28 protein-coding genes and 1 tRNA gene are annotated in these 23,118 nt (G+C 58.9%); 16 read left to right on the top strand and 13 right to left on the bottom strand.

All coding sequences use genetic code 11. The features are described 5' to 3' along the window. Nucleotides 1–491 (bottom strand): glutamate-cysteine ligase family protein (locus WB650_RS20250; RefSeq protein WP_423961807.1); only part of this gene is annotated, 491 nt, incomplete at its 3' end. Nucleotides 492–817: 326 nt separating this feature from the next. On the opposite strand from WB650_RS20250, the gene WB650_RS20245 reads away from it, so the two are divergent. Further along, nucleotides 818–2,119, top strand: coding sequence for an MFS transporter (locus WB650_RS20245; protein ID WP_423961805.1), 1,302 nt, complete (start codon nucleotides 818–820; stop codon nucleotides 2,117–2,119). 7 nt (nucleotides 2,120–2,126) lie between these two features. On the opposite strand, the gene WB650_RS20240 is transcribed toward WB650_RS20245, so the two are convergent. The 3 genes from WB650_RS20240 to WB650_RS20230 are packed head-to-tail and all read right to left on the bottom strand — an operon-like array spanning nucleotide 2,127 to nucleotide 4,528. Beyond that, on the bottom strand, nucleotides 2,127–3,437 hold the full coding sequence (locus tag WB650_RS20240; RefSeq protein ID WP_422301133.1) for a VWA domain-containing protein: 1,311 nt from the start codon (nucleotides 3,435–3,437) through the stop codon (nucleotides 2,127–2,129). Between the two features lie 25 nt (nucleotides 3,438–3,462). Further along, entirely contained in the window at nucleotides 3,463–3,969 is a 507-nt protein-coding gene (locus tag WB650_RS20235) for a TadE/TadG family type IV pilus assembly protein (protein WP_423961803.1), read from the bottom strand. Nucleotides 3,970–4,018: 49 nt separating this feature from the next. Beyond that, nucleotides 4,019–4,528 (bottom strand): TadE family protein, encoded by a 510-nt coding sequence (locus tag WB650_RS20230; RefSeq protein ID WP_423961802.1) that lies wholly within the window; start codon nucleotides 4,526–4,528, stop codon nucleotides 4,019–4,021. Between the two features lie 657 nt (nucleotides 4,529–5,185). On the opposite strand from WB650_RS20230, the gene WB650_RS20225 reads away from it, so the two are divergent. From WB650_RS20225 to WB650_RS20215, 3 genes are all read left to right on the top strand, one after another. Further along, nucleotides 5,186–6,784 (top strand): arylsulfatase, encoded by a 1,599-nt coding sequence (locus tag WB650_RS20225; RefSeq protein ID WP_422300643.1) that lies wholly within the window; start codon nucleotides 5,186–5,188, stop codon nucleotides 6,782–6,784. Between the two features lie 119 nt (nucleotides 6,785–6,903). Next, nucleotides 6,904–8,406, top strand: coding sequence for a glycerol kinase GlpK (gene glpK / locus WB650_RS20220; protein WP_422300644.1), 1,503 nt, complete (start codon nucleotides 6,904–6,906; stop codon nucleotides 8,404–8,406). A gap of 18 nt (nucleotides 8,407–8,424) precedes the next feature. Beyond that, nucleotides 8,425–9,063, top strand: a complete 639-nt coding sequence (locus WB650_RS20215) for a GNAT family N-acetyltransferase (RefSeq protein ID WP_422300645.1) — start codon at nucleotides 8,425–8,427, stop codon at nucleotides 9,061–9,063. Nucleotides 9,064–9,291: 228 nt separating this feature from the next. Here WB650_RS20215 and WB650_RS20210 read toward each other — a convergent pair whose 3' ends face one another. Together WB650_RS20210 and WB650_RS20205 are read right to left on the bottom strand one after the other, a co-directional pair. Continuing rightward, on the bottom strand, nucleotides 9,292–9,570 hold the full coding sequence (locus WB650_RS20210) for a hypothetical protein (protein WP_422300646.1): 279 nt from the start codon (nucleotides 9,568–9,570) through the stop codon (nucleotides 9,292–9,294). Nucleotides 9,571–9,682: 112 nt separating this feature from the next. Then, the gene (locus WB650_RS20205) at nucleotides 9,683–10,327 is read right to left on the bottom strand and encodes a hypothetical protein (RefSeq protein ID WP_422300647.1); all 645 of its coding nucleotides are present in this window, start codon (nucleotides 10,325–10,327) and stop codon (nucleotides 9,683–9,685) included. A 242-nt stretch (nucleotides 10,328–10,569) separates the two neighbouring features. Here WB650_RS20205 and WB650_RS20200 point away from each other — a divergent pair, with 242 nt between their 5' ends. The 3 genes from WB650_RS20200 to WB650_RS20190 all read left to right on the top strand — a co-directional run bounded on the left by WB650_RS20200 (nucleotide 10,570) and on the right by WB650_RS20190 (nucleotide 12,694). Continuing rightward, a complete protein-coding gene (locus WB650_RS20200) occupies nucleotides 10,570–10,893 on the top strand; it encodes a hypothetical protein (protein WP_422300648.1) in 324 nt (107 codons plus the stop codon). Nucleotides 10,894–10,959: 66 nt separating this feature from the next. After that, on the top strand, nucleotides 10,960–12,126 hold the full coding sequence (grrM, locus tag WB650_RS20195) for a cyclophane-forming radical SAM/SPASM peptide maturase GrrM/OscB (RefSeq protein ID WP_422300649.1): 1,167 nt from the start codon (nucleotides 10,960–10,962) through the stop codon (nucleotides 12,124–12,126). 4 nt (nucleotides 12,127–12,130) lie between these two features. After that, nucleotides 12,131–12,694, top strand: a complete 564-nt coding sequence (locus WB650_RS20190; RefSeq protein WP_422300650.1) for a hypothetical protein — start codon at nucleotides 12,131–12,133, stop codon at nucleotides 12,692–12,694. Nucleotides 12,695–12,706: 12 nt separating this feature from the next. Here WB650_RS20190 and WB650_RS20185 read toward each other — a convergent pair whose 3' ends face one another. Further along, complete coding sequence (locus WB650_RS20185; protein WP_422300651.1) at nucleotides 12,707–13,012, bottom strand: hypothetical protein; 306 nt, start codon at nucleotides 13,010–13,012, stop codon at nucleotides 12,707–12,709. A gap of 263 nt (nucleotides 13,013–13,275) precedes the next feature. Here WB650_RS20185 and lptB point away from each other — a divergent pair, with 263 nt between their 5' ends. After that, the gene (gene lptB, locus WB650_RS20180; RefSeq protein ID WP_423961797.1) at nucleotides 13,276–14,064 is read left to right on the top strand and encodes an LPS export ABC transporter ATP-binding protein; all 789 of its coding nucleotides are present in this window, start codon (nucleotides 13,276–13,278) and stop codon (nucleotides 14,062–14,064) included. Nucleotides 14,065–14,096: 32 nt separating this feature from the next. Here the strand turns inward: lptB and WB650_RS20175 are convergent, their stop codons facing one another. Then, the gene (locus tag WB650_RS20175) at nucleotides 14,097–14,912 is read right to left on the bottom strand and encodes a hypothetical protein (protein WP_422300816.1); all 816 of its coding nucleotides are present in this window, start codon (nucleotides 14,910–14,912) and stop codon (nucleotides 14,097–14,099) included. Nucleotides 14,913–15,107: 195 nt separating this feature from the next. Here WB650_RS20175 and WB650_RS20170 point away from each other — a divergent pair, with 195 nt between their 5' ends. Beyond that, a complete protein-coding gene (locus WB650_RS20170) occupies nucleotides 15,108–15,611 on the top strand; it encodes a hemerythrin domain-containing protein (protein ID WP_422300817.1) in 504 nt (167 codons plus the stop codon). A 52-nt stretch (nucleotides 15,612–15,663) separates the two neighbouring features. Here the strand turns inward: WB650_RS20170 and WB650_RS20165 are convergent, their stop codons facing one another. Beyond that, a complete protein-coding gene (locus tag WB650_RS20165; protein ID WP_422300818.1) occupies nucleotides 15,664–16,467 on the bottom strand; it encodes an alpha/beta fold hydrolase in 804 nt (267 codons plus the stop codon). Between the two features lie 28 nt (nucleotides 16,468–16,495). Further along, on the bottom strand, nucleotides 16,496–17,104 hold the full coding sequence (locus WB650_RS20160) for a TetR/AcrR family transcriptional regulator (RefSeq protein WP_422300819.1): 609 nt from the start codon (nucleotides 17,102–17,104) through the stop codon (nucleotides 16,496–16,498). 78 nt (nucleotides 17,105–17,182) lie between these two features. Between WB650_RS20160 and WB650_RS20155 the strand changes: the two genes are divergently transcribed. After that, nucleotides 17,183–18,043 (top strand): alpha/beta fold hydrolase, encoded by an 861-nt coding sequence (locus tag WB650_RS20155; RefSeq protein ID WP_422300820.1) that lies wholly within the window; start codon nucleotides 17,183–17,185, stop codon nucleotides 18,041–18,043. A 17-nt stretch (nucleotides 18,044–18,060) separates the two neighbouring features. Here WB650_RS20155 and WB650_RS20150 read toward each other — a convergent pair whose 3' ends face one another. Continuing rightward, nucleotides 18,061–18,663: a hypothetical protein gene (locus tag WB650_RS20150; protein WP_422300821.1), complete on the bottom strand. Its 603-nt coding sequence runs from the start codon at nucleotides 18,661–18,663 to the stop codon at nucleotides 18,061–18,063. 106 nt (nucleotides 18,664–18,769) lie between these two features. Then, nucleotides 18,770–19,402, bottom strand: coding sequence for a hypothetical protein (locus tag WB650_RS20145; RefSeq protein ID WP_422300822.1), 633 nt, complete (start codon nucleotides 19,400–19,402; stop codon nucleotides 18,770–18,772). 338 nt (nucleotides 19,403–19,740) lie between these two features. Between WB650_RS20145 and WB650_RS20140 the strand changes: the two genes are divergently transcribed. The 6 genes from WB650_RS20140 (at nucleotide 19,741) to WB650_RS20115 (ending at nucleotide 22,980) form a co-directional block, all read left to right on the top strand. Then, a complete protein-coding gene (locus tag WB650_RS20140) occupies nucleotides 19,741–20,436 on the top strand; it encodes a hemerythrin domain-containing protein (protein ID WP_422303832.1) in 696 nt (231 codons plus the stop codon). 26 nt (nucleotides 20,437–20,462) lie between these two features. Continuing rightward, nucleotides 20,463–20,930, top strand: a complete 468-nt coding sequence (locus WB650_RS20135; protein ID WP_423961794.1) for a DoxX family protein — start codon at nucleotides 20,463–20,465, stop codon at nucleotides 20,928–20,930. After that, complete coding sequence (locus WB650_RS20130) at nucleotides 20,927–21,061, top strand: hypothetical protein (RefSeq protein ID WP_422296429.1); 135 nt, start codon at nucleotides 20,927–20,929, stop codon at nucleotides 21,059–21,061. The genes WB650_RS20135 and WB650_RS20130 overlap by 4 nt, the downstream gene beginning before the upstream one ends. Nucleotides 21,062–21,187: 126 nt before the next feature. Next, complete coding sequence (locus tag WB650_RS20125) at nucleotides 21,188–22,105, top strand: LLM class flavin-dependent oxidoreductase (RefSeq protein WP_423961792.1); 918 nt, start codon at nucleotides 21,188–21,190, stop codon at nucleotides 22,103–22,105. A 76-nt stretch (nucleotides 22,106–22,181) separates the two neighbouring features. Then, on the top strand, nucleotides 22,182–22,442 hold the full coding sequence (locus WB650_RS20120; protein WP_423961790.1) for a hypothetical protein: 261 nt from the start codon (nucleotides 22,182–22,184) through the stop codon (nucleotides 22,440–22,442). Beyond that, nucleotides 22,432–22,980: a GNAT family N-acetyltransferase gene (locus WB650_RS20115; RefSeq protein WP_423961788.1), complete on the top strand. Its 549-nt coding sequence runs from the start codon at nucleotides 22,432–22,434 to the stop codon at nucleotides 22,978–22,980. Before WB650_RS20120 ends, WB650_RS20115 begins: the two co-directional genes overlap by 11 nt. A gap of 52 nt (nucleotides 22,981–23,032) precedes the next feature. Here WB650_RS20115 and WB650_RS20110 read toward each other — a convergent pair. Then, nucleotides 23,033–23,107: transfer RNA gene (locus WB650_RS20110), tRNA-Arg, on the bottom strand. Between the last annotated feature and the right edge of the window lie 11 nt (nucleotides 23,108–23,118).

Here is a 23,118-nt window from a genome sequence, read left to right as displayed (position 1 = left end):
TGGCCGAGTTTCCCCTTGCGCGCCATGTACGGGTACATGATGTGGTAGCGGGCCTTCGGCAGCAGCTCGATCTGATCGATACGACTGACCGGCTGCATCGCGAGGCCGAGCACCGTCGCGCCGATTTTGTTGGTCACCTCGATCAGCTGCTGTACGTGCGTCGCGAACTCGTCGTAAGCGCAGTGGATACTGTCGCATTGCTCGCCTGACAACTCGACCTGACCGCCGGGCTCGAGCGTAATCGCCGATCGGTCGCTCTTAAGCGCGAGGATATGCCCATGCTCGTCCTCGGGCTCGAAGCCGTAGTCAGCCGCCATCCGTTGCAGCAGATCCTCGACGCCGCCGGCGCCGGAGTAGGGGATAGCGGTACCGTCAGCTGTGCGGACGACGACCTTCTCGTACTCGGATCCAACCCGCCATTGAGCGCGCGGCTTGCCGCCTTCCTCGAAGTAGCGAATCAGGTCCTCTTTCTTTTCAAGCAACTCACTCATGAATCAAATCCATTGCGACTCTCTGGAAAAGAGGGTGTGGCAAGCGCGCTTATAATGGCCTCAGCCAACATACGAGGCAAGCAATTGCCTGATCCCTCGCCCCAGTTAGGATGTAGCGTTCCGCGCGACCGTTTACCCGCCTCGCCCGCTTAGTTGCGGGAGAGGCCGCGCCAACGGCGCGGTGAGGGTCCCACCTTCCGCAGCGGGGTTAGGTGACGGTTCTGGGCCTCAACCCCGACCTCAATTATACACCGCCCCATTTTTCCAATCCGCCACACATTCGGAACCATCAAATAAATTACATATAGTGATGCCTTGAGTACTCAATGGAAGTCGAAGACCTCTCCGCGCGCGACGAAAGCGCGAGCCTCCCCGAACCGCCGAGCGCCGGCGGCTCGACGATGCAATGGGAAGTCCTCGCGTACTTCGCGATTCTGAATATTGCAGTCGGACTGGGATCGCCGTTCGGCATCGCTGGAATTCCGATTAACTATTTTCTGAAAGATCGCCTTCATCTCTCGCCCGTGCGGCTTGCGCTGTTCCTCGCGATCGCCTCAATTCCCGTATGCGCCGGATTCCTGTTCGGCTTCATCCGCGATCGATGGCGCAGCGCGAAATGGGGCGATCGCCAGTACCTGTTCGCGTGCGCGTTAGTCGCCACGAGCGGGTACCTGTGGTTGGCCGCCTCGACCATCGACTATTTCAAGCTGCTCGCGCTGGTGTTCGTCATCGTCATCGCATACGTGATGATTTTCTCATCGGCGCAGGCCTTGATGACGGGCGTGGCGCAGGCGTACGGGATGACCGGGCGGCTGAGCGTCGTGTTCGGCTTCGGTTATTTCACCCCCGCGGTGATTTCGGCGCTGGCCGGAGGATGGCTGGTCGCGCATGCTTCCGTGAGCGGCACCTTTCTAATCGCAGGCGCGGTGACGATCGTGATCGCGATGCAAGCCTTCTGGCGCCTGAAGGCCGCCAGCGACTTCGAGAGCGACTTCGGCCCCCGTGAAAAAGGCTTCGCCGCGATCAAGCGCCTCATCCGCCATCGCCCGTTGTGGCCGGCCGCCGCAATCTACTTCCTGTGGAACTTCGGCCCGGGATGGGGCACGCCGATGTTCTATCACCTGACCGAGCACGTCGGGATTTCGAGCGAACTATTCGGCACCTTCACCGCGCTCCAGTCGTTGTTCTTCCTGCCGACGACTTTGCTGTACGGCTATCTGTGCACGCGCGAGCCGCTCTCGCGCCTGCTGTGGTGGGGAACGATAGTAGCGATCCTTCAAGGCCCAATCATGTTCCTCGCGATAGGACCGGTGAGCACGATCATCGTCGCAATCCTGTACGGCCTCTTCGGTGGCTTCGCCACGGCAGCCTACATCGATCTGATCATGCGCTCGTGCCCCAAAGGCCTGGAAGGAACCGCGATGATGCTGGCGAACACCTCGATGTTCGCCATTGCCGGCAACGTCGGCAACCTGCTCGGCAGCTGGATCTACTCGAAGGGTGGCTTCGCCTCCGCCGTAATCATCACAACGTTGGCCACCGCAGTAATCGTCCCCCTGCTCCGAGCAATCCCGCCCCATCTAATCGCAACCCGCGACGGCGAACCAATCGACCCCGCGACCACGTAGAGTTCTGCTATTGCGAGAGCCGCAGTAGAACCTTCGAGGCGATCGTCTGGAACACCGCATTCAGCTGGCTCGCACTAGGCGCGAAGACCGCCTCTCCCTGCGGCTGGCTCGAGTTGTAGGTGGCAGCGTCAGGATCGTTGGCGACATCCTGCAGGTAGGCCTGGTTGATCTTGTCCCCCAGCCCTATCGAATAAATCGTTATATTGTTTGTGCTATTGCGCATGTTATTTGCCAATTGTTCGGTGCGGTAGGTCGCATCGTTGGCCACATTCTGCTGCGCGGTGCTGACCGGAGAGAGCGCGTTACCTCCACCGTCCAGTGCTGGAAACGTCGTCGCATTGGGACAAGTCGTGGTATTCCCATTGCTCGGATTCATAAAAAAGAATCCGCTACACCAGCCTGCAGCAGCTTCTAAAGGCGCACAGCCGCCATAGTTCATAGGAGTCTTGGACGGTTTCGTCGCGGTGCCAGTGCAATTCAGAACGTCGTGAGTGGTGGAAGCGGTTGAAGTAGTGACGTTGGTCGGAAGTCCGTCGGTGTTGGCCCATCCGTCAGTAAAAAAGACCACTACCCTGATTATGTTTGGACTTGAGGGCTGAGTCAGGACCTGAGCAAATCCATCCTGCAAGCCGGCTTGGGCGAAAGTGCCGCCGCCGAAGGCCATGCCCTCGACCGCGCTGTTAATCGGACTCTGGAACGACGTTGTCATTGGCACATCGACGGAATCGACCGACGAGAAACTGACATCGGCCACGTTGTCGATGCCCTCGTCGAAATAGGTTATGAAGTTGGTCACAGCGGGGGGGAGGGCCGTCGCTCCGCCGTTGAGATTCATCGAGCCGGATCTGTCCAGCACCAGCGACATAACCAGCGGGTTGCGTTGGGCCGTGGCACTAATGGTGATGCTCGTTGTATTCAGGGAACTCCCGACTCCTGGCAGTACTGCCAATACTCGGAGGAAGTAGGTGCTTATGGTGGCGGTGGCGGCAATCGTAACACAAGTGTTACCCGAGGTGCACGGTGAGCTGGTAAACCAGGTAATTGTAGGTGTCGGAGTAGTACCCAGGCCCGGCACTGATTGATAGTTGGCGGTGAACGCATTCCTCGCGTCAGCTGTAGCGATAGACTGGCCCTGGTTGAGGTTACGCATAGCAGCAAGCGCGGCGGCATCTACTGACTTCGAAAGGGTGGTCTTGGTGACATAGGCAAGACCAAGGTCGATCGCGAGGCCGACGAATATGATCAGCATCGGTATGAGGATCGAAAGCAACACCAGGATTTGGCCGTGCTCGCTTTTGTCAATTTTTTTCTGATCCATGAGAGATCGACCTCGTCCCTGTCCCTTAAAAGTATGCGGAATTGTACAACGTTGACGGCAAGTTGATGGCGTTATTCGTGAGAGTTCCTATCGGGGTGAGGGGCGTGAACGCGTAAAATATCTCGGTAACGAAGATAGTCTGTCCGTTCTGAAGCGAGCTCTCCGCCGCTGCCGGTAATGTGTTGGTTACGTTGGTTCCGACTCCGGTCCCTAACTTACTGGATTGAGCAAGCAGCCCTTGTGAAGCTTGGCCGCTAATCGTAAAGACACTGCTGTTGTTGGTGACTGAGGTGATGATTACCACCCCGTGGTTGGCCAGATCCAAACCGGATTCTCCCGAAATCACCGCTGCGGCTGCCTCCGGCAAAGTCGTGCCGCGTGATGCCAGATTCGAGCCTTGCCGGGTCAGATCCGCCATGGTCTGCAAATCATTCAGGGCGCGCCCGAAATCGATCGCTCCACACATGAGAACCAGCAGCAGGACAACTGTAAAGGCGAGCTCAACAGATGCCTGCCCGGACTCGCGAGCCATAAACCTCGCGCGGCCTGACCGGTGAAACTGTTGCATGTTTCGCATATCCCTAGTTGGTCTCGCTTGGATTAAACGGCTCATTCTTGAAAGTAGTGCTCGCGGTGAACGTATAAGCTCCCCCGCTAAATAGTGCCGCGAGCACAGGCGTGAATAGCGGCAGGCTGGTCGTGAGCGTCAACGTAACGGTATCTCCCGGGCCGCCAGCTGGGGCAGAGCCACCGGAGTTGCTGCATCCGCCAAGGTCGCTACAAACTATGAGGTTCTGCTGGACGTTGATGCCCGGCACGCTTATCTCGTTCTGAATCGTACCGATGATCGACTGTAAGCGGGAAAGAGTGGTCTGCGTTCCACCCGTGGTAACGGTCGTATGATTCCCCGTGGACGCGAATCGGCCTCCGTCATCGACGGCCTGTTGCACATTCATTTGCGCGAAGAACATCCATCCGTAGTCCATCACCCCAAAAAGCAACAGGAAGAACACCGACGCGACCAAGGCGAATTCTAGGGCGGTGAAACCCTGGGGCCATCTTGGCTTCGAGGCACCTGATTTCGCGGGCAAAATAGGATTAACCTCATCCAATCTAATTGATTAGAACTTCCCCGATCTCTATTGGGACATTTGGAACGTCTCGCATGGTCTGTGCCACTGGTTTCTTATGGATACTTTCTGGCATATATCACTACACATGGCTACGTTGCAACCAAAAGGTTGCCTCAGTTGCAACGAAAGTTGACCCAATTGCTAATGCTCTTTTCAGTTACCAATAGATAGGCAATATTGAGGCATCGCTACGAGGTAAATCACAATATATTGAGCTAAGTCGCGCGACAGTTAGTCCATAGAGCCTATGGTTTCCTACAAGCTAGACAAATATCCGCGCGCACGACGGCGACCAAGCCGATCCAATCAGGCGCAATTGCGCCGGCATTCTGCGCCTGTCATGAGACCTTCGCGTATGAGCAACCGTGGCGCGGGAGAAAGATCGCGATGCCTCAGGTGATACTTGCGATCGACCAGGTAACCACCGGCACTACGGTTTTCGTCGTCGACGGGCGCGGACGGATTCGTGGGCGCGCTTATGCCGAGATACGACAATCGAGATAATTCAGGTTCTGCGCGATGTTGTACCAAGGTACAATATCGCCCCCCCCTCGAGATCAACCAATCTGTACGCATCTCGTTGAACGAAAATGCCATCAGCAGGAGGAGCATCTGATGCTCAATTGGATCGTTAAGCGTTTCACGATCACGCTAGTAATCGTCGCAATCATCGGCTCAATATTTGTGCGCGCCGCATCTGCCGGCGACAAGCCGAATATCCTGGTGATCATGGGCGACGACATCGGCTACTGGAACATCAGCGCCTACAACCGCGGCATGATGGGATACCGCACGCCCAACATCGATCGCATCGCCAACGAAGGCGCGATTCTCACTGACTACTACGGTCAGCAATCCTGCACCGCCGGCCGCGCCGCGTTCATCACCGGCCAAAGCCCGATCCGCACCGGTCTTCTGAAGGTGGGGCTGCCGGGCGCGAAGGAGGGTCTGTCAGACAAGGATCCGACTCTCGCCGAGCTGCTCAAGCCGCTAGGATATGCGACCGGTCAATTCGGCAAGAACCATCTTGGCGATCGCAACGAATTCCTGCCGACAGTCCATGGCTTCGACGAATTTTTCGGCAACCTCTACCATCTCAATGCCGAAGACGAGCCGGAGCATCCCGACTATCCCAAGAATACAGAATTCAGATTGCGATTCGGTCCCCGCGGCGTCCTGCGATGCACCGCGACCGATACCGAGACTCCGGGCGAAGATCCCCGCTTCGGCAAATGGGGCAAGCAGAGCTGCACCGATACCGGTCCGCTCACGATGAAGCGAATGGAGACCGTGGACCAGGAATTCCTCGACGCGACCCTCGATTTCATCGATCGCGCAAACAATCAGAAGAAGCCGTTTTTCGCATGGTTCAATTCGAGCCGCATGCACATTTGGACTCGCCTCAAACCTGAGTCGCAGGGTAAGACCGGCCTCGGAATCTATCCGGACGGGATGGTCGAGCATGACGGCCAGGTGGGTCAGCTGCTGAAGAAACTCGACGACCTCGGGATCGCGAACAATACGATCGTCATCTACACGACTGACAACGGCGCCGAAACCTTCACCTGGCCGGACGGCGGCACTACGCCGTTTCGCGGTGAGAAGAATACCAACTGGGAGGGTAGCTATCGTGTGCCGGCGCTCGTGCGATGGCCCGGGCTGGTCAAACCTCATAGCGAGGTCAATGACATCGTATCGGCCGAGGACTGGGTTCAGACTCTCATGGCCGCTGCCGGTGAGCCCGACATACAGAGCAAGCTAATTGCGGGTATGAGCATCGGCGACAAGACCTACAAGGTGCACCTCGATGGTTACGATCAGCGCGACACTCTCGCGGGCAATGCTCACGACAAGCGCCACGAATTCTTCTACTGGACGGACGACGGTGATTTTGCCGGCCTCCGCTACGATCAGTACAAGGCCGTATTCATGGAGCAGAACGCGCACGGTCTCGAGGTGTGGATGCAGCCGCTAACTCCATTGCGCGCGCCTAAGCTGTTCAACCTGCGATCCGATCCCTTCGAACGCTCAGAAGAAGAGGCGGGTGACTACGACAAATGGTTCATCGAGCACCTATTCGTAATGGTCCCCGCGCAGGCGATCGTCGGCCGCTATCTCCAGACCTTCCAGGAGTTTCCGCCACGCCAAAAGCCGGGCAGCTTCAACGTCGGCGACGCATTGAAAATGATGACCAAGCCCCAGAGCAGCGATTAGCGCATCTTTTTTCTTGGCACTGGGTGCAGGGGTCACCCCTGCCCAGGGAAGCGTGAAATCCACGGCGGGTTTCACATTTAATTCATCGTCTGTCAGATTGGCGCGGGAGAAATTTCGCGATGCCTCAGGTGATACTTGCGATCGACCAGGGAACCACAGGCACTACCGTTTTCGTCGTCGACGGGCGCGGGCGGATTCGCGGGCGCGCCTACGCCGAGATACGGCAGTTCTATCCGAAGCCGGGGTGGGTCGAGCATGATCCTGAAGAGATCTATCGCTCGGTCGTAACGCTTTCGAAGAAAGCTATCTCGGCGGCGAAGGTGTCGGCGTCCGCGATTGCCGGAATCGGCATCACCAATCAGCGCGAGACGTTCGTGGTGTGGGAGCGGCGCAGCGGACGGCCGGTCTATCGCGCGATCGTCTGGCAGTGCCGCCGCAGCGCCGATATCTGCGACGCCTTGCGCGATCGCGAGCCCGACGTCGCGCAGCACACGGGTCTACTCATCGATCCTTATTTCTCCGGCACCAAGCTCAAGTGGCTGCTCGACAATAAGCCCGGACTGCGCGAGCGCGGTGCGCGCGGCGAGCTGTGTTTCGGCAATATCGACACCTGGCTCCTGTACAAGCTATCGCGCGGAGCGGAGTTTGTGACCGATTACACCAACGCGTCGCGCACGATGATGTTCAACCTGGCGCGCCGCGAATGGGACGACGAGATGGTCGCGATGCTCGACGTGCCGCGCGAGATGTTGCCGCGCGCGGTCAGCTCCCGCGGTCCGCTGGCCGAGACGGCGCCGGGTACAATCGCGCCGCATGCGATTCCGGTCGCAGCGGTGATCGGCGACCAGCAGTCTGCCCTGTACGGGCAAGGCGCGGTCGTTGCAGGAGATTCGAAAGCGACCTACGGCACGGGCGCATTCCTGCTGATGAACACCGGCGACAAGATGGTGCCGTCGAAAAATCGATTGCTCACGACCACCGCGCTCGGTCCAGCCGGCGAGCCTGCGTATGCGCTCGAGGGTTCCGTGTTCATCGCGGGCGCTGCCGTGCAATGGCTTCGCGACGGCCTCAAGCTGGTGCGCAATGCCGCCGACACCTATGCAGAGGCGCGCGCCAGTGTTGCGAAAAATAAAGATCGCTCGCAGCCTTACGTGGTGCCCGCGTTTGTCGGACTCGGCGCGCCGTATTGGGATGCGAATGCGCGCGGTGCAATCATGGGAATCACGCGCGGCACCACTCGCGCCGATATCGTGCGCGCAACGCTCGACAGTATCGCCTACCAGGTGCGCGACGTAATTGTTGCGATGGAATCCGACACGGCGCATCCCATGAGCGAGCTGCGTGCCGACGGCGGCGCCACCGCGAACCGCTATCTGATGCAGTTCCAGGCGGATATCCTTGGCAAGCCGGTGCGCCGCGCGAAGATTGCGGAGACCACCGCGATGGGCGCCGCGATGCTCGCGGGTCTGGCCGTACGAATCTGGAAGTCGCCGGATGAAATGCTCGCACTTGTGAAAGGTGCGGACGTGTTCAAGCCGAAAATGCAGACCGCCGATCGTGAACGATTGCTCGCCGGATGGCATGATGCGGTCTCGCACACGCTCACGCGGCCGTCGAATTGAATCGAGGTATCGAAACCAATGCCCGAAAATGGAAAACCGTACGTCACCGCTCTCTACCCCGAGCAGCATGACCAGGCCGCCGACTCGCTCGGCCGCGCCTTCATCAACGACCCGACCTTCAAGGCTATAATTCCGGATATTACCGACCCGGTCGATCGCGCCACCCATCTCGCCGACCTGTTTCGCGGGATGCTGGCGATCGAGCGCCGTTCCGGACAGCCGGTGTTCGGCATCGTTGACGACAACGGACGCGTCGTCGCCGCCGCGATGACCGAAGGTATCGGGCATGCCGGCGCACTCAATATGGTCGCGACCGGTCTCGGGCAGATGCCGCGCATGATTCGCGCGATCGGAATGGGCGGCCTCTGGCGCGGGCTGAATCTGGTCAGCGTACTCTCTAACAATCATCCGAAAGAACCGCATCTGTACTTGCAGGTGCTCGGATGCGATCCGCCATTCCAGGGCAAAGGCTACGGCAAGGCCCTGGTCGATAGGATCGCGCTCGAAGCAAAGGCACGGCCTGAAATAGCAGGCGTCTACCTCGAGACGATGACCGAGGCCAACGTCGCGTTCTACAGCTCGAGGGGTTACGAAATCTTAGGCGAGTTATATCCGCTAGGCGTAAGGACGTGGCGCATGTATCAGCGCAAACGCTGAACCCTAACGAATCGAATGTGAAACCCGCGGTGGGTTTCACGCTTCCTTCGGCAGGGGTGACCCCTGCACCCAGTGATAGGAAATCGCGAAATGTCGAGAACGACCTTTCGCTCTCAAGTTCTGTCTTTGTGTCATTCTAGAGCGAAGCGAAGAATCCCGCTGCCGCTCCTCTCCTCGCGATTGTTCCCCTTCCCACCATGGGAAGGGGTTAGGGGTTAGGTTGCCCTATCAGCGCGACGCGTCGCGCGGATGGATGTTGGTGACGCGCAGGCCTTTGGAGGTCCATCCGACGTCGAATCCGACGATGTCGCCTTCGCGAATCAGATCGATCCCCGGCATCGTGCCGCCGATTCGCGCGCCCGCGACCGATACGAACGGAAACTCGAAAGGAATTTCCTTACCGCTATGCGATCGCACTACGCCGCGGCCGCGCGCGCGGTCGAGCTTGAGGATCATCCCCTGGTAGAAATTTCCCGGAAAGCGCTCACTGTCGAAATCATCACCCACGACTTATAGGGAGTAGCATCCCACGGCGACGAGGGACAGTAGGCGAAAAAAAGCCGGCGATGAATACGTCATCGCCGGCTGAGATTGCTGACTGATTGAGTAAGCTAATCGATCAGCTACCCAATTTGTAATCGATCACCTTGGTCGCTGATTCCACCAGCAGCTTTCCATTCCAGGTCTTCCTGGTTTCTTCCTTGACCAGGCCGCCCGGGACATCATCCGACAGCCAGTCCTTCGCGGTGGATACCTCATTGCCCGTCTTGATCGTGGTCTCGACCCAATGAGTCTTGAGCTTGTTGCCCATTACGGTCACGTCCTCGTCGCCTTCTTTTTCTGTGACAGTTTCCGGCTTCGAAGGCTCCCACATCGAATCGCTCGCGTTGCTGATCTGACCATTGGCGAAGAGCGTCACCTTGTCAGCCGGCATCTGGGTTTCGCTGCCGTCGCCCAGATCGATTCTGGTTTCCTCGAGGACGGCCTTGTCCTTGTCGAGATCGACCATCTTGGTGTTGATGCGCATGACCTCAGCGCCGGGCGGATGTGCCATCGCTTCCACGACGCCGACATGGTTCTCGCCATGCTCAGACACTTTTCGCTCGAGGGTCACATAGGTGCCCGGCTTGAAGTGAGCCCATTGCGAATATTCCGGATTAGCCGGCGGCGGCGGATGCGAATCATCCGCAGCCATCACGAAGAGGCTTGCGCCGAGAAGAGCTGAGCCCAGGAATGCCGCGGAAAGTGTCGGCCGTAACCTCATGGTGTGGAACCTCCTGAAAAGGACGATGGGCGGAAGACGATAGAACTGCACACGCGCTATGGAGAAATCCTACTGAAACAAAATTGCAGATGTCAACCGTAACCGGCGCGAGTCGCGTGCGTAATCTAGCTAAGGGCTCGGTTGACAATGGAGATAAGGAATCGTTAGATCGAAAGACTTGATGGCAGGATTTCGACGACTAGCCTACGCAACCGGGATTGAGTTCCCTAAAGGAGGAACCTTTGGAATCCGACAAACCAGCCGTCCGCAGCAAGCTTAAAGAACGGCTTCACACACTAATCACCGCGGGTGCCAGCACTATCGCGCTCGCGACGACGATAATTAGTGCGATCCCGGCCGATGCCAATATCGCGGATAACAATCCCGCCGATACCCTTCAGAATCGCGTCGATAAAATTCATCCGCAGGCGCAGGACGCGAACGCTAATTTGCAGCAGGGTGATTCGAAAATCCAACTGGCGTGGTGGCGCAATTGGCGCAACGGTGGATGGCGCGGATGGGGCTGGCCGAACTGGCACAACTGGCGCAACTGGCGCAATTGGTAGTTTCAGCGGCACCTGCCAGCGGATCGCTATTCGGCATGGGCCGCGCGGCGTCGGGCGAACTTCAAGATGGCTGCGGGCAATAGATGGCGAATCGCCGGGCCGCTCGAGCTTCTTGTCCTGCAGCCGACTCCGTTTTGCAATCTTGATTGCACTTACTGCTACCTTCCCGATCGGGACTCGAAGCGCAGGATGTCCGACGCGACGCTGAATCGCGTTTTTCAATTCGTCTTTTCAAGCGGAATCGTAGAGCAGGGATTTACCGTGGTGTGGCACGCGGGCGAGCCGATGGTCCTGCCTGTCGCCTACTACCAACGCGCGATCGAGATTGCCCGCGCGCACAATCCTGGCGGTGTGCAAGTCCGCCAATCGTTCCAGACCAACGGCGTGCTGATCGACGATGCCTGGTGCGAATTTTTTAAGGAGCACCAGGTCAACGTTGGCGTCAGTATCGACGGGCCGGCGTTTCTTCACGATGGCAATCGGAAAACCCGCAAGGGCGCCGGCACTCAACATCGGGTCATGGAAGGCATCCGAAAACTGCAGAGCAACAACGTTCCATTCCATGTGATCTCTGTGCTCACCAGCGAGTCGCTCGACTACGCCGACGAACTGTACGATTTCTACGTCGATAACGAGATCAGAGAGGTCGCGTTCAATATCGAGGAGATAGAAGGGCCGCACGCCGCGTCGACGCTGGGTACGGCGGGCGTCGAGAGCCGTTTCCGGCGTTTCATCGGCCGATTTTTCGACCTGGTCGCGCGTGACGACTTGGCCCTCAGCGTGCGCGAGTTCGACTCGATGGTTCCGATGATCCTGAACGGCAACCGGCACGAAGACTTTCCGCCAACCCAGGAAAATTCGCCGTGCTCGATTCTGAGTGTGGATTGCGAAGGCAACTTCACTACCTACTCGCCGGAACTGCTCGGTCTCAGCAGTAGTCATTACGGCGATTTTGCAATAGGCAATGTGAATACAGATACACTCGAGTCCGCGATCAACAGCGACAAATTCCGCAATATGAGTAGTGATATCGCGCGCGGTCTGAGTAAGTGCCGCGAGACATGTGAGTATTATAGTTTGTGCGGCGGCGGCGCGCCGGTGAATAAGTATTTCGAGAATGGTTCCTTTGATTCGACCGAGACCATGTTCTGCCGTTTGAATCGTAAGGCAATCGTCGATGTGATTGTCGCGAAGCTGCAAAACCCGATTGGCGCCGCCACCGACGCCGCCTGACTCAGTGAAGATTGGTCACGCGCCGCGGTACCAAGGCCGGCTGACGCTGGCGGAGCGGCTGCAAATTCGTAACTCGACGGGATGGCGGGCGGTCAACGCAAAGGAACTGCCCGCGATGTGCGCGGACGACGGCGGCGACCTGTCGATCATCGGCATACCCGGACACCTGCTGAAGCGATGGTGGAGTCTGGCTGAAGCAGAGGATTTCACCCCGGGCTTTGAAGGTTACGCTCGCGAGATGGTCGAGTATTTGACCTACAAGAACTGGATCAAGCCGGGCGAATTCTTGATGACAGTGGCGGCTTCCGGCGGCAATCACGATCGAGCGCTGGTACCGAGTAATCCGATGCGGTTTGGTGGCGGCGCAGTTGGGGCGCTGGTCGCGTGTATCAACCTCGACGACGAGAAGGCCGCGATGGCGTTCAAGGCCGAGTCCGGGCGTGTTCGCGTCATCCTGGAGCCCGGCGAGGGCCTGCTGTTCCCGGAGCGCAGTGTCCTCTGGAATCGATCAAAACTCGGCAACTCGGAGCTCGCCGTCACGCTGCTGATCGGATCGCTTCTCGACTGAGTAATCGACTGACTATGGCATCGACATGCAGGTTTGCAGTTCGCCGAGCGCGTTGTCGATGTATCCGATCGCGTTGGCCTTATGCCCGTGATAGTCATTCGCAGCTTTGTCCTGTAGTACGTATTTCGCGTGCTGCAGCGCGCTCATTGCTTGTGAGATTTCAGGATGGCCTGCTGGCGGGGGTCCACCGTAGTAGCCAGGGCCTCCCTCCACCGGACCGTAAGAACTGGTGCTGTAGGCGGGAGTCTGTGAGCATGCGGCGCATGCGAGCACGACCCCGAAGATTACCCCGCCGGCGAAACACAAACTTTTGACCACTGAACTTCTCCCCTCACGGAAAATGACGGTCGATGTAACCAATCGCGGACTCGAGGTCCGGCAGTATCTTGGTGCAGAAGCGCACCATCCACGGCGAGCATTCCGCGAAGCTGAACGGGCTGAACGCGATCACGAACTTGCCGAGCCATGGCGCCGCAATTTACCACAGCGCCGATTCGAGCGCATCGAGAAAAACGGCTAGGCGTGCATATCACGGTCAAAGCCGGTAAGTTTTAAGGCTGCGACGCGAGCGGCATTCGAGCATGGCGAAAGTTGAACGTCTAAAACCCGGTGATATTGAAGGCTCGGCCGAACAGGCCGAAAACCTGGCGCTTCGCGGCGAAGGCCTGATCAAGGTTTACGGCGGCCGCGCGGTGGTCGACAACGTCAACGTCGTCGTCAAGCCGGGCGAGGTCGTGGGATTCCTGGGTCCCAACGGCGCCGGCAAGACCACCACCTTCTACATGCTGGTGGGACTGCTCAAGCCCGACAAGGGGCGCATTATGTTCAGCGGCGAGGACATCACGACCCTGCCGCTCTATCAGCGCGCGCGCCGCGGAATTTCCTACCTGCCGCAGGAGCCGAGCGTCTTCCGCAAGCTGACCGTCGAGCAAAACCTGCTCGCCGTTCTCGAAACCCTGCCGCTCACCGAAGAGGAGCGTTACGCGCGCCTGCAGACGCTGCTCGACGAACTCGGTATTTCCAAGCTCGCGAAGTCGAAGGCCGGCGTCCTGTCAGGTGGCGAGCGCCGCCGCGTCGAAATCACGCGCGCGCTGGTGCTCGATCCGGTTTACCTGTGCCTCGACGAGCCGTTCGCCGGAATCGATCCGATTACCGTCGTCGAGATTCAGCGCGTCGTGTCGTATCTGAAAGAGCGCGGCATCGGCGTGCTGATGTCGGATCACAACGTGCACGCGACCCTGTCGATCATCGATCGCGCGTACATCATTCACTCGGGCAAAATTCTGTTCGAAGGCAAGCCGCGCGATATTGTCGCCAGCGACGCAGTGCGCCAGGTTTTCCTTGGCGAGCGATTCAAGCTGGCTAGATAACGGGACCGTCTGATCGGAAACGCGCGGTCGAATCAGAAGGGCATTCCAGACGCGCCAAATCCCGAATTCGGCATCGGCGGTGGGTAAGTCGGATACCCATAGCTACCATAGCCAGGCGCGTAGCCGGAACCGAATCCACCCATGCCTCCGCCCATACCTCCGCCGAAACCGCCGCTACCACCGCCCAAAGTCATACCGCCGCCCAGCAGCATCGGAAGTATTGTCGTCAGCATACTCGGCGGCGCGCTGTTGTATTGCTGATACTGTTGCTGCATCCCCTGCGCCTGGTAAGCCTGCGCGCCGGGTGGTTCGTTGTTCTGATAATCCTGGATCGAGCCTGACGAAGCGTACGGATCGGAGCCGCTGGACGGCATCATATTGTCGGGCGGGAGTCCGTTTGATGTCGAGCCCGAGCTGCCCTGAGCGCCCGCCAGTTCGGGACTTATCTTGATCCGGTTATCGACCACCAATGACGAGTCCTTCAGATAATGACGCGCTTTCTGCTCAGCGTCGGTCTTGCCGAAATCGCTCGCAACGAAACCGAACAGTATTACCTGCTTGCCGCCGCTCGGGCTGGTAACAACCTGCGCGCCGACCAGCGGCAGCGAATGATGCTTGAGGTAATCGGAGAGACCCTGGCTTTGCGGAGAATCGATCGTGCCGCCGGCAACAGTGCCCGAACTCGACGCCATCGGCATCGAGCCGGAGCCGTAGTTATTCGAGCTCCCCAACGACGCCGCTTTGCCGGCCTCAATTCCGTTCGGGTTCTGCACTGGCTCGCAAGCGGATAATCCTGCGAGGGCGACCGCCAGCCCGAAGACTGCGAGGCCATTTGCGATACGACTCATAGGCCGAAGTATAGTCCTGTGCCATCCACCTAACAAATCGACGAATTTTGGCGAATTTCGTTTCATTTCGCGAGAACCACTTCGCGTTGCGAGAATGCGTTCCTCATTGTGCGAGAAGGGTTCCGTGGAATCTAGGGTTTTCGCTGGCACGTTAGGTGCTCTACCAGTATGTGGATGGAAAATGAAGGAATCGCAATGGTGACCAACAAACGCTATCTGGATGCGCCCGAAAGGTGCGCCGCGATCGAAGATGCGCTCGCGCGATTGAGTAAAGAGGATTCAAAACTTGGCGAATGCATGCTGAACGCGGCGGTTGCGGGCGCGGTGGTCGCGCGCCAGCCGGCGGATATCGTACTGCGAGCAGAAGCGGCTGAGGCCTGGAACGCCATTAAGATGGTGATCACGCATCACCTTTCCAGTGAAGAAGATATCGTTCTCCCGTGGATGAAGTCGCAAGCGAACTTCCCACCTGATCTGATCCTGCGCACCTGCGAACAACACGCCCGGCTGCGCGAGCTTGCGCGAACCGTCGACGCGACCTCGTTCATCACGGGATTCAATGAGGATGTGACGAAAGCGGGCACCGCGCTGACCGCGTTCGCCGTATGTCTGGACGATCTGATCGATGGTGAAGAGCGCGATTTGTTTCCAATGATCCAGCGCGCACTGTTCGGAGATACCAGCGGCGCCGGCGAGTGAACCTAACCCCTAACCCCTTCCCTCGAGGGAAGGGGGACAATCTCGTAGAAAGCTAGTTCGGGTACCCGACCTCCACCAGAAAATCGCGCACCAGTTGATTGAACACCGCAGCGTTTTCGAAATAGACCGAATGGCCGCTGCCGGGCACGGTGCGCAGGCGCGAATTCGGCAGCGCCGACGCTAGCGCCCGCACGATGTCCGGCCTGATCAATGTGTCCTCCTCGCCCACCATGCAAAGTATCGGCATCGTCAGGCGTTGCTTCACAGCGGCAAGGTCGTAGCGCAGGCTGACAATCCGCATGCCCGCGTCGGCCGGAGGGCGTGCGCCGAGAGTCCGAACTTCGTCGTACAGAAAAGCCATCTCGGGATGCTTGGTGAAATAGTCGGCGGCATACGTCGGCAACGATCCGATCGGCGGCGACGCATCCACCGGCATCGGCGCGCGCAGCCGCTCGAACTTCATCTCGGGCGTAAAGATTCCGCCGGGCGTGTCCGCCATCACCATCGCAGCAACGCGATCCGGATGCTCGAGCGCGTAGCCGACGATAGTCCAGCCTCCCATTGATTGCCCGACCAGCACCGCCTGGTCGATCTTCAAATAGTCGAGCAGGGCGCCGAGGTCGCTCGCATGCGCGCGATTAAACAGGCCGTCGGGATCGGGCGACAGCCCGAAGCCGCGCTGGTCAACCGTGACGCATTCGAACGATCGCATGAAGTAGGGCACCTGCTGCCACCACGAAAGATGGTTCCCACCAAGCCCGTGCAGAAACATGATCGGCGCTCCAGCGCCGATGCGCTCGTAATAAAGCGAGAACTTGCCAATCTCCAATCTGCCCTGCGTAATTCGATATTCCATCGCAGTTCTCCTGTCGTCAGTTGTACGACTAGCCCTTTCGAGTGTCGATGCGGAGGCCTGACAGCAGTTGGGCGACGTTTTCGCCGACTTCGCGCCGCGCGACGGGCTTGTCGTCGGCGTGCGCGATAAAAATTGCGGCTTCGGTGATTGCGCCCATCAGCAGATGCGCCAGGGGCTCGACCGGGCCGCGCGCGATGACGCCTTGTTCCATCGCCGCCTCCAGCGCGCTCATCACCAGGCTCAGATTGTACTTGGCGTCGATTTCGCGCCATCGCTCCCACCCCAGCACCGCGAGCGCGTCGATCAGCACGATGCGCTGCACGGCTGGATCGAGGCACGCGTCGAGGAATGCGTTGCAGCCGGCGAGCATCCCGTCAAACGCGCTCGATTGCGATCCCGCGGCCTGGGCGACCATCGACGTGAGGTTCTGCTCCTCGAGATCGAACACGGACGAGAACAGGTCCTGCTTGTCTTTGAAATGATGATAAAGCGCGCCGCGGGTGACTCGGGTGCGGCGCGCCACAGTCTCGATATCGGTCCCGGCGTATCCGACGCGGGCGAAGAGCTTGCGCGCGGTCTTGATGAGCGCGGCGCGGGTGGCCTGGGACTGTTCGAGCTTGCGGCTCTTGACCGTCATACCGTTATCATGTCACATACATACCGTTAGTATGTTGACTAGCTCTCAAATCGAAAATTAACAGGAGGCAGGCTAGCAATGAAAGCAGCAGAGTTCCATCAGGCGCGCAAATTCGCGGACACCACCTTCGGCCTAATCGCGTACGTCGAAAAAGGCTCGGGACCAGTCGCGCTGTTTATCCACGGCTTCCCCGTCAACGGCTTCGCGTGGCGCGATGTGCTCGACGATCTCGCGCCGGCGCGGCGATGTATCGCGCTCGATCTGATGGGCCTGGGTTATACCGAAATCAAAGCAGACCAGAACCTCGGCTTCGACCAGCAGGCTACCATGATCGCGGCGTTCATGGACCGGATGGGATTGTCGCAGGTCGATCTGGTCGGCAACGATAGCGGCGCGAGCATCAGCCAGGTGTTCGCCGCGCATTATCCGTCACGCCTGCGCAGCCTCACGCTCACCAACTGCGAAGTCCACGACCTGTGGCCCAACGCGATGCTGAAAGCGGCGTTCGACCAGTTCGCTGACCCGTCGATCGTCGTGGGGATGAAGGCGATGCTCGGTGCGCCGAACATCGCGCGCCAGGCCTTCGCGTCGGTCTACGAGGACGCGGAGCGAATCCCCGACGAGGCCTTCACGACATATTTCGAGCCGCTGCTGTCGTCGGAGGAGAGGAGCGACAGCATGCGGCGCTTTCTGAATCTCGGCAACTTGAAGGTGCTGACGTCGATCGCGCCGCAATTGCGCGAGCTCAAGGTGCCGACGCTGATCGCATGGGGCGAGGCCGACACCGCGTTCGACCTGAAATCGCCGGAGTGGCTCAAGAACAATATCGGCGGCGTGAAGCGGTTGATCATGGTGCCGCGCGCAAAGCTGTTTTTCCCCGAGGAGCATCCCAAGCTGATGAGCGTGCTGCTGCAGGAATTCTGGCGCAGCATCGCGTGAGGTCCACAGGCGACTGTTTAATCGGGACGTGACGCCGCAGTCTGGATGCACGAAGGGCCGACGAAACGCCACCGCGCGACGTGCGCGCCCTTCGTTCCTTTGATCATCCCCGACATCTCGTGGCCGTCGTCGGAGAGGATCATATCAGCCACCAGCGAGGCCGGGTTCGTGGCGTTTATCCGCACCGAGACAGTGCGTCCTTTAACGGTCCCGCTGCCCACGGCCCACAGCCGGCCGTTGTCCGCGAAGTAGCTGGAAACCGTCAGGTCACGTCCGGTCTGTTTTATCAGATGACAATTCGAGCCCATGTCGCGCCACGCGCCGTTCAAGTTCCTGTGGATGGGCGCCGCCGTCGCGACCGCGTGATTATCGCCGCCGCTTACCGGCAGGCCGGATCGAGCAGTGGTGTCCGCGGCAGCCAACGGCACCGCTTGATCGAGGATTCGCGGATGCGCGTGAGCGCTCGCTTCGATACCGGACCTGATGCGCGGATGGTTACCGAGGTAGCCGACTTGGTGAAGCAGGCCGATCAAGCCGGCGGCCGCGGCAATCGCCGTCGCGATCCCGTTGAACAGGCTCGGCATCACCTGCCGCAGTCCCGCTTTGGTGGTGTCCGCCATCCCGCGACCTCTACTAAGTACGACGAACGAATCTTAGGGTAACGAAAGGGACGGCATCAAGCGTCCCTTTCGCGGATCAATCGGAATCGCGCGGCCGGACCCAAGCCTACCGCTGGCGCTGACCCGGTCGAATCTTGAAGCGGCGGGAGTCTCTCTGGGATTTGAGGTGAATCAGAAGCGCGATAGCCCCCACCAATAGAACTTCCCAGAAAAGCAGGACGTGGAGATGGTCGAACTTGCTGTACCATGCGTCAGAAGCGGGAGCCTGGCTGACTGCTGGACCAAAGTTGGTCGTGAAGTTGTCGTGCCATCGCGACATGAAGATGAACGCGTTCCACCCGAGCCCCACGGCCAGGACCAGCACCCAGACAAAGACGCCGAACTGCTGCGGGAGGCGCCGGCGAACGATACTGTCGATCGAACCGGGCTCAGGGATGATCATCGGCGCAACCCGAGCCGTCAGATGGCGCTGGCGCAGGTCCGGGCCGCGCTCTTCGTCGAGCTCCGTCGTCTCGGGCGGCTGCGGAAAAAGCGCAACATGATCGATCGTCGGACTGGTCGCCTCGCGAATCTGCCGCAGGATGAAAAGCATATCCTGCTTGCAGGTCAGCGTTCCCAGCAGCGCGCACTTCGACAGCGCCTCGAGCTCCTGCGGGGTTATGCTGAGGCGGCGGATCAGTTCGCGGTCGTTTCGAATCTCATCGACGATCGCGCGTTCTTCCCGGGATGCGACATTCAATTGATCTTGGGTATTTCCTTTCATAGGCGCAGATTCTGACGCCAAACGCGGCTCAAAGCAAGACTAAACGTTACGTGAGATATATAGGGCATTAAAACATCTGTAAGAGACGCAATAGGGAGCAAAAGATAAAGCGTACAGTAAGTTTTACCGCCGTACAGTAGGTTGCGTAGGAATTACATTGGCGAAGGAGTAGCGAAATCATACTATCAGTATAACGCGAGGCGCTGCCCGATTTGCCTCGAATCAACCAGCGCACAAAAATAAATGTATAGCTCGCCATCACAATCCGCGCGGGCATCCTTCGTAAACCGGCCATAGATTGAGGAAGGATTCAGATGAAAACCAGAAGGGAATTCGTCGTTGCGCTTGGAACTGCCACCGTCCTCGCCGGGACCCTGCCAATCGCGGGATGCAAGGCATTAGGCGAAAGCGGTGAGGAAGTCAGCGCCAACGAGGACCTGATGCGCGAGCATGGCGTCCTGCGCCGCGCGCTGCTGGTCTATGCGCTCGCGGCGCCCAAACTACGAACCGATCCGGCGAGCGTTTCTCCCGCCGCGCTGCACCAGACCGCCGTTCTGTTCCGTCAGTTCGGCGAGGATTATCACGAACGCCGCCTCGAGGAGCCGTTTATTTTTCCAGCGGTCAAGGGACACAGTCCCGACCTCGCGCACTACGTCGACACGCTCCTGGCTCAGCATCAGCGCGGACGCGAAATTACCGATTTCATCATGTCCCAGACCGGCGGACAGAAGCTGGCCGATTCGCGAGGTTTGCCCGACGCGCTCGATTCGTTCGTGCTGATGTACCAGGAGCATACCGCGCGCGAGGACACGATCATTTTTCCGGCGTGGCACAAGTCGCTCAGTCAGAGCGATTACGAGAAGATGGGCGATAAATTCGAGGACATCGAGCGCCAGCAATTCGGCCACGACGGTTTCGACGACGCCGTCAAGCAGATCGGTCAAATCGAGACGGATCTCAACGTGGCGGACTTGGCCCAGTTCACCGCGGCAGCACCGCCCAAGGTCTGATTTTTCATTTCGAAGGCTCCCTGTTGGTGGATAGGCCGAAATCACTTCTGACGTCGCCTTCGAACCTTCGCGGCATCATATTTATTCGCATCGCGGTCGGGTTGATTTTCTTCACCCAGGGGATTCTCAAATACACCGATCCGCACATGGGTGTGCTGCGCTTTACTCGCATCGGATTCCCGATGCCGGATTTCACCGCTCACTTCGTCGGCGCGGTCGAGATCATCTGCGGGCTTCTAGTTCTAGTCGGACTTTTCACCAGGCTAGCGAGCATTCCGTTATTGATTGTGATCCTGACCGCGATCGCGACCACCAAAATTCCGGAGCTGTTCCATCCAGGTCAGGGCTTCTGGTTCATGGTGAGCGATGCGCGCACCGACTTCGCGATGACGATGAGCCTGCTCTTCCTTATAAGCGTCGGCGCCGGCGCATGCTCACTCGACTCACGGATTTTCGGCAGAGGACCCATTAACTCCAGTGAGGTGCATCAATGATCAAGAAGGACAAAAGCGGATACAAAGTGGTTTCGAAAAAGGGCAAGAATCTCGGCAGCGGTTACAAGACTCGCGCCGAGGCCGCCAAACGACTCCGCCAGGTCGAGTTCTTCAAGCGCAAGAAGGGCTGATCGAATCGAGCGCGCGCAAAGTTGCGCGAGATGCTCAGTGGGACTGCGTCTCCTCGGCAAAGCCCGATCAGCGTGCGATACTTCTGAGGGCGGCATAGAAGTATCTGTGAACCAGGAGGCTCCACAATGAGCACGAAATGCGGGATTTCGATCCCACAAACCTTCGAACAGTCGCACATCGACCTGGATCTCATTCGCAAGTTCGTCGTCCGCACTGAAGCTCTCGGCTACGACAGCCTCTGGGTGCAGGAGCAAATGATCTCCGATGCCGCCATTCTCGAGCCGGTCGCGCTGCTCACTTACGTCGCGGCGCTGACTTCGCGAGTGCGCCTCGGCACCGCGGTGCTTCTCACTGTCGTCCGCAATCCGGTGGAACTGGCTAAGACGCTGTCGACCCTCGATCAGCTGAGCCGCGGCCGTCTAATCGTCGGCGTCGGCATCGGCGGCGAGACCACGCCCCACGAGATTTTCGGCGTGCCGCGCGAGCATCGCGCGCGCCGCTTCGTCGAGGGCGTCAAAGTAATGAAGGCATTATGGACTCAGCCCAAGGCCACCGTCAGCGGCGATTTCTGGAATTTCAAGGACGTCCCGATGGTGCCGAAACCGGCACAGAAACCTCATCCACCAATCTGGTTCGGCGCGCGGACCGAACTCGGATTGAAACGCGCCGTACGCCTCGCCGACGGATGGATGGGGCCGGGATCGTCATCCTCGGCGGAATTCGTTAAGCACATGGAATGGATTCGTCGATTGCTGGCCGAGGCGAAACGCGATCCCAAAACTTTTTCCATCTCCAAGCGCGTGTATATCGCGGTTGACGATAATCGCGATCGCGCAGAGCAACGCCTGCGTCGATGGTTCGGCGCCCGCTACAAATTTCCGGACATGGCGCCGCGCGTTTCGATCTACGGCAGCCGCGCCGAATGCGTCGACAAACTCGGAGAACTGGTCCGCGCAGGCGCGCAGCACCTCCTGCTCGACCCGGTCTTCGACCACGTCGAACAGATGGAACAGCTCGCCGCCGAGGTAGTCCCGGCGCTCTGACCGGAGTTGAATGCCGGCCGACTTGACCTCAAAGCGGTGACGTTCTACGTTTTAGTAGGAAAGGATACGTAAGGCTATGCAGATTTCAGCCGAAATTTCACAGGGCACGAGGCAGCTGCTAGAACGCTATTCACGCGCCCACGGAGTCAAGAAACAATTCCTGATCGAGAACGCGCTCCTTCATCACATCCAGGCACTGGAGGAGCTTCCCGCCAGCGTTATCATTCCGCCGCGTCTGGTTGTGAGTGCCGCTGGCGGGCGCAAGATCGCGACGATGGTCAGCGGGAGGCGAAAGCCAACGCGTGGGCTCGTGGAGCTGATGCGCGGTGGCGATTGAGGTTCGCCTCCTTCGAGAAAAAGACAACCGCAGTTCGTTCCAGTCCGGTGACGATCAACTCGACCTCTTTTTCCACCGATACGCTGGCCAAAACCAGTTCCGCCATCACATCGGCACCACCTACATAGCCGTCGAGCGTGAGATAATTCTCGGATTTGCCACCGTGACTGTCGGGCATGTAGAGATCGAGAACATCTCCCGCGGCCTGCGGAAGAAATTGCCCGACTATCCGCTTCCGATTCTCAGGCTCGCTCGGTTAGCCGTCGATCGAAACGCTCAGGGGAAGGGTGTCGGCGAGCATCTTATGCGCACCGTGTTCTCGGTCGCGATTGAACTTCGCGACAAAGTTGGCTGTGTCGGCGTGGTCGTCGACGCGAAGCCGGCGGCGGAAAATTATTATTCGCGTTATGGATTCGTTGAGCTGGAAGTGATCGAGGGAACGCTCGACGAGCGTCCAGCGCCAAAGCCGATGTTCCTGCCTCTGTCCGCCGTCATACAAGCACTCCGAACCGCTGGCCGAAGAACCCCGAGTAGCTGAACGCACCCAAGCCGTCGGAAGCAAATTTCTGGGCTGCGCGTAGTCCGGATTTTGGTGCCCCGGCCGGGAATCGAACCCGGACCTGAGGTTCCGGAGACCTCCGTGATGTCCTTTTCACTACCGGGGCAGTGCGATTCG

The sequence above is a fragment of the Binatus sp. (SeqCode) genome (assembly GCF_049584895.1).
Taxonomy (GTDB): Bacteria; Desulfobacterota; Binatia; order Binatales; family Binataceae; genus Binatus.
The sequence above is the reverse complement of the archived record's forward strand: the minus strand, read 5'-3'. Positions and strand labels throughout refer to the sequence as shown.

What these genes read in the sequence shown, in the direction of transcription:
- WB650_RS20155 (WP_422300820.1), top strand. Translation starts at nt 17,183, where the DNA reads ATGAAAGCAGCAGAGTTCCATCAGGCGCGCAAATTCGCGGACACCACC.
- WB650_RS20175 (WP_422300816.1), bottom strand. Translation starts at nt 14,912, where the DNA reads ATGAGTCGTATCGCAAATGGCCTCGCAGTCTTCGGGCTGGCGGTCGCC.
- WB650_RS20125 (WP_423961792.1), top strand. Translation starts at nt 21,188, where the DNA reads ATGAGCACGAAATGCGGGATTTCGATCCCACAAACCTTCGAACAGTCG.
- WB650_RS20235 (WP_423961803.1), bottom strand. Translation starts at nt 3,969, where the DNA reads ATGGCTCGCGAGTCCGGGCAGGCATCTGTTGAGCTCGCCTTTACAGTT.
- WB650_RS20160 (WP_422300819.1), bottom strand. Translation starts at nt 17,104, where the DNA reads ATGACGGTCAAGAGCCGCAAGCTCGAACAGTCCCAGGCCACCCGCGCC.
- grrM (WP_422300649.1), top strand. Translation starts at nt 10,960, where the DNA reads ATGGCTGCGGGCAATAGATGGCGAATCGCCGGGCCGCTCGAGCTTCTT.
- WB650_RS20240 (WP_422301133.1), bottom strand. Translation starts at nt 3,437, where the DNA reads ATGGATCAGAAAAAAATTGACAAAAGCGAGCACGGCCAAATCCTGGTG.
- WB650_RS20205 (WP_422300647.1), bottom strand. Translation starts at nt 10,327, where the DNA reads ATGAGGTTACGGCCGACACTTTCCGCGGCATTCCTGGGCTCAGCTCTT.
- glpK (WP_422300644.1), top strand. Translation starts at nt 6,904, where the DNA reads ATGCCTCAGGTGATACTTGCGATCGACCAGGGAACCACAGGCACTACC.
- WB650_RS20225 (WP_422300643.1), top strand. Translation starts at nt 5,186, where the DNA reads ATGCTCAATTGGATCGTTAAGCGTTTCACGATCACGCTAGTAATCGTC.
- WB650_RS20215 (WP_422300645.1), top strand. Translation starts at nt 8,425, where the DNA reads ATGCCCGAAAATGGAAAACCGTACGTCACCGCTCTCTACCCCGAGCAG.
- WB650_RS20150 (WP_422300821.1), bottom strand. Translation starts at nt 18,663, where the DNA reads ATGGCGGACACCACCAAAGCGGGACTGCGGCAGGTGATGCCGAGCCTG.
- WB650_RS20120 (WP_423961790.1), top strand. Translation starts at nt 22,182, where the DNA reads ATGCAGATTTCAGCCGAAATTTCACAGGGCACGAGGCAGCTGCTAGAA.
- WB650_RS20130 (WP_422296429.1), top strand. Translation starts at nt 20,927, where the DNA reads ATGATCAAGAAGGACAAAAGCGGATACAAAGTGGTTTCGAAAAAGGGC.
- WB650_RS20245 (WP_423961805.1), top strand. Translation starts at nt 818, where the DNA reads ATGGAAGTCGAAGACCTCTCCGCGCGCGACGAAAGCGCGAGCCTCCCC.
- WB650_RS20140 (WP_422303832.1), top strand. Translation starts at nt 19,741, where the DNA reads ATGAAAACCAGAAGGGAATTCGTCGTTGCGCTTGGAACTGCCACCGTC.
- WB650_RS20165 (WP_422300818.1), bottom strand. Translation starts at nt 16,467, where the DNA reads ATGGAATATCGAATTACGCAGGGCAGATTGGAGATTGGCAAGTTCTCG.
- lptB (WP_423961797.1), top strand. Translation starts at nt 13,276, where the DNA reads ATGGCGAAAGTTGAACGTCTAAAACCCGGTGATATTGAAGGCTCGGCC.
- WB650_RS20170 (WP_422300817.1), top strand. Translation starts at nt 15,108, where the DNA reads ATGGTGACCAACAAACGCTATCTGGATGCGCCCGAAAGGTGCGCCGCG.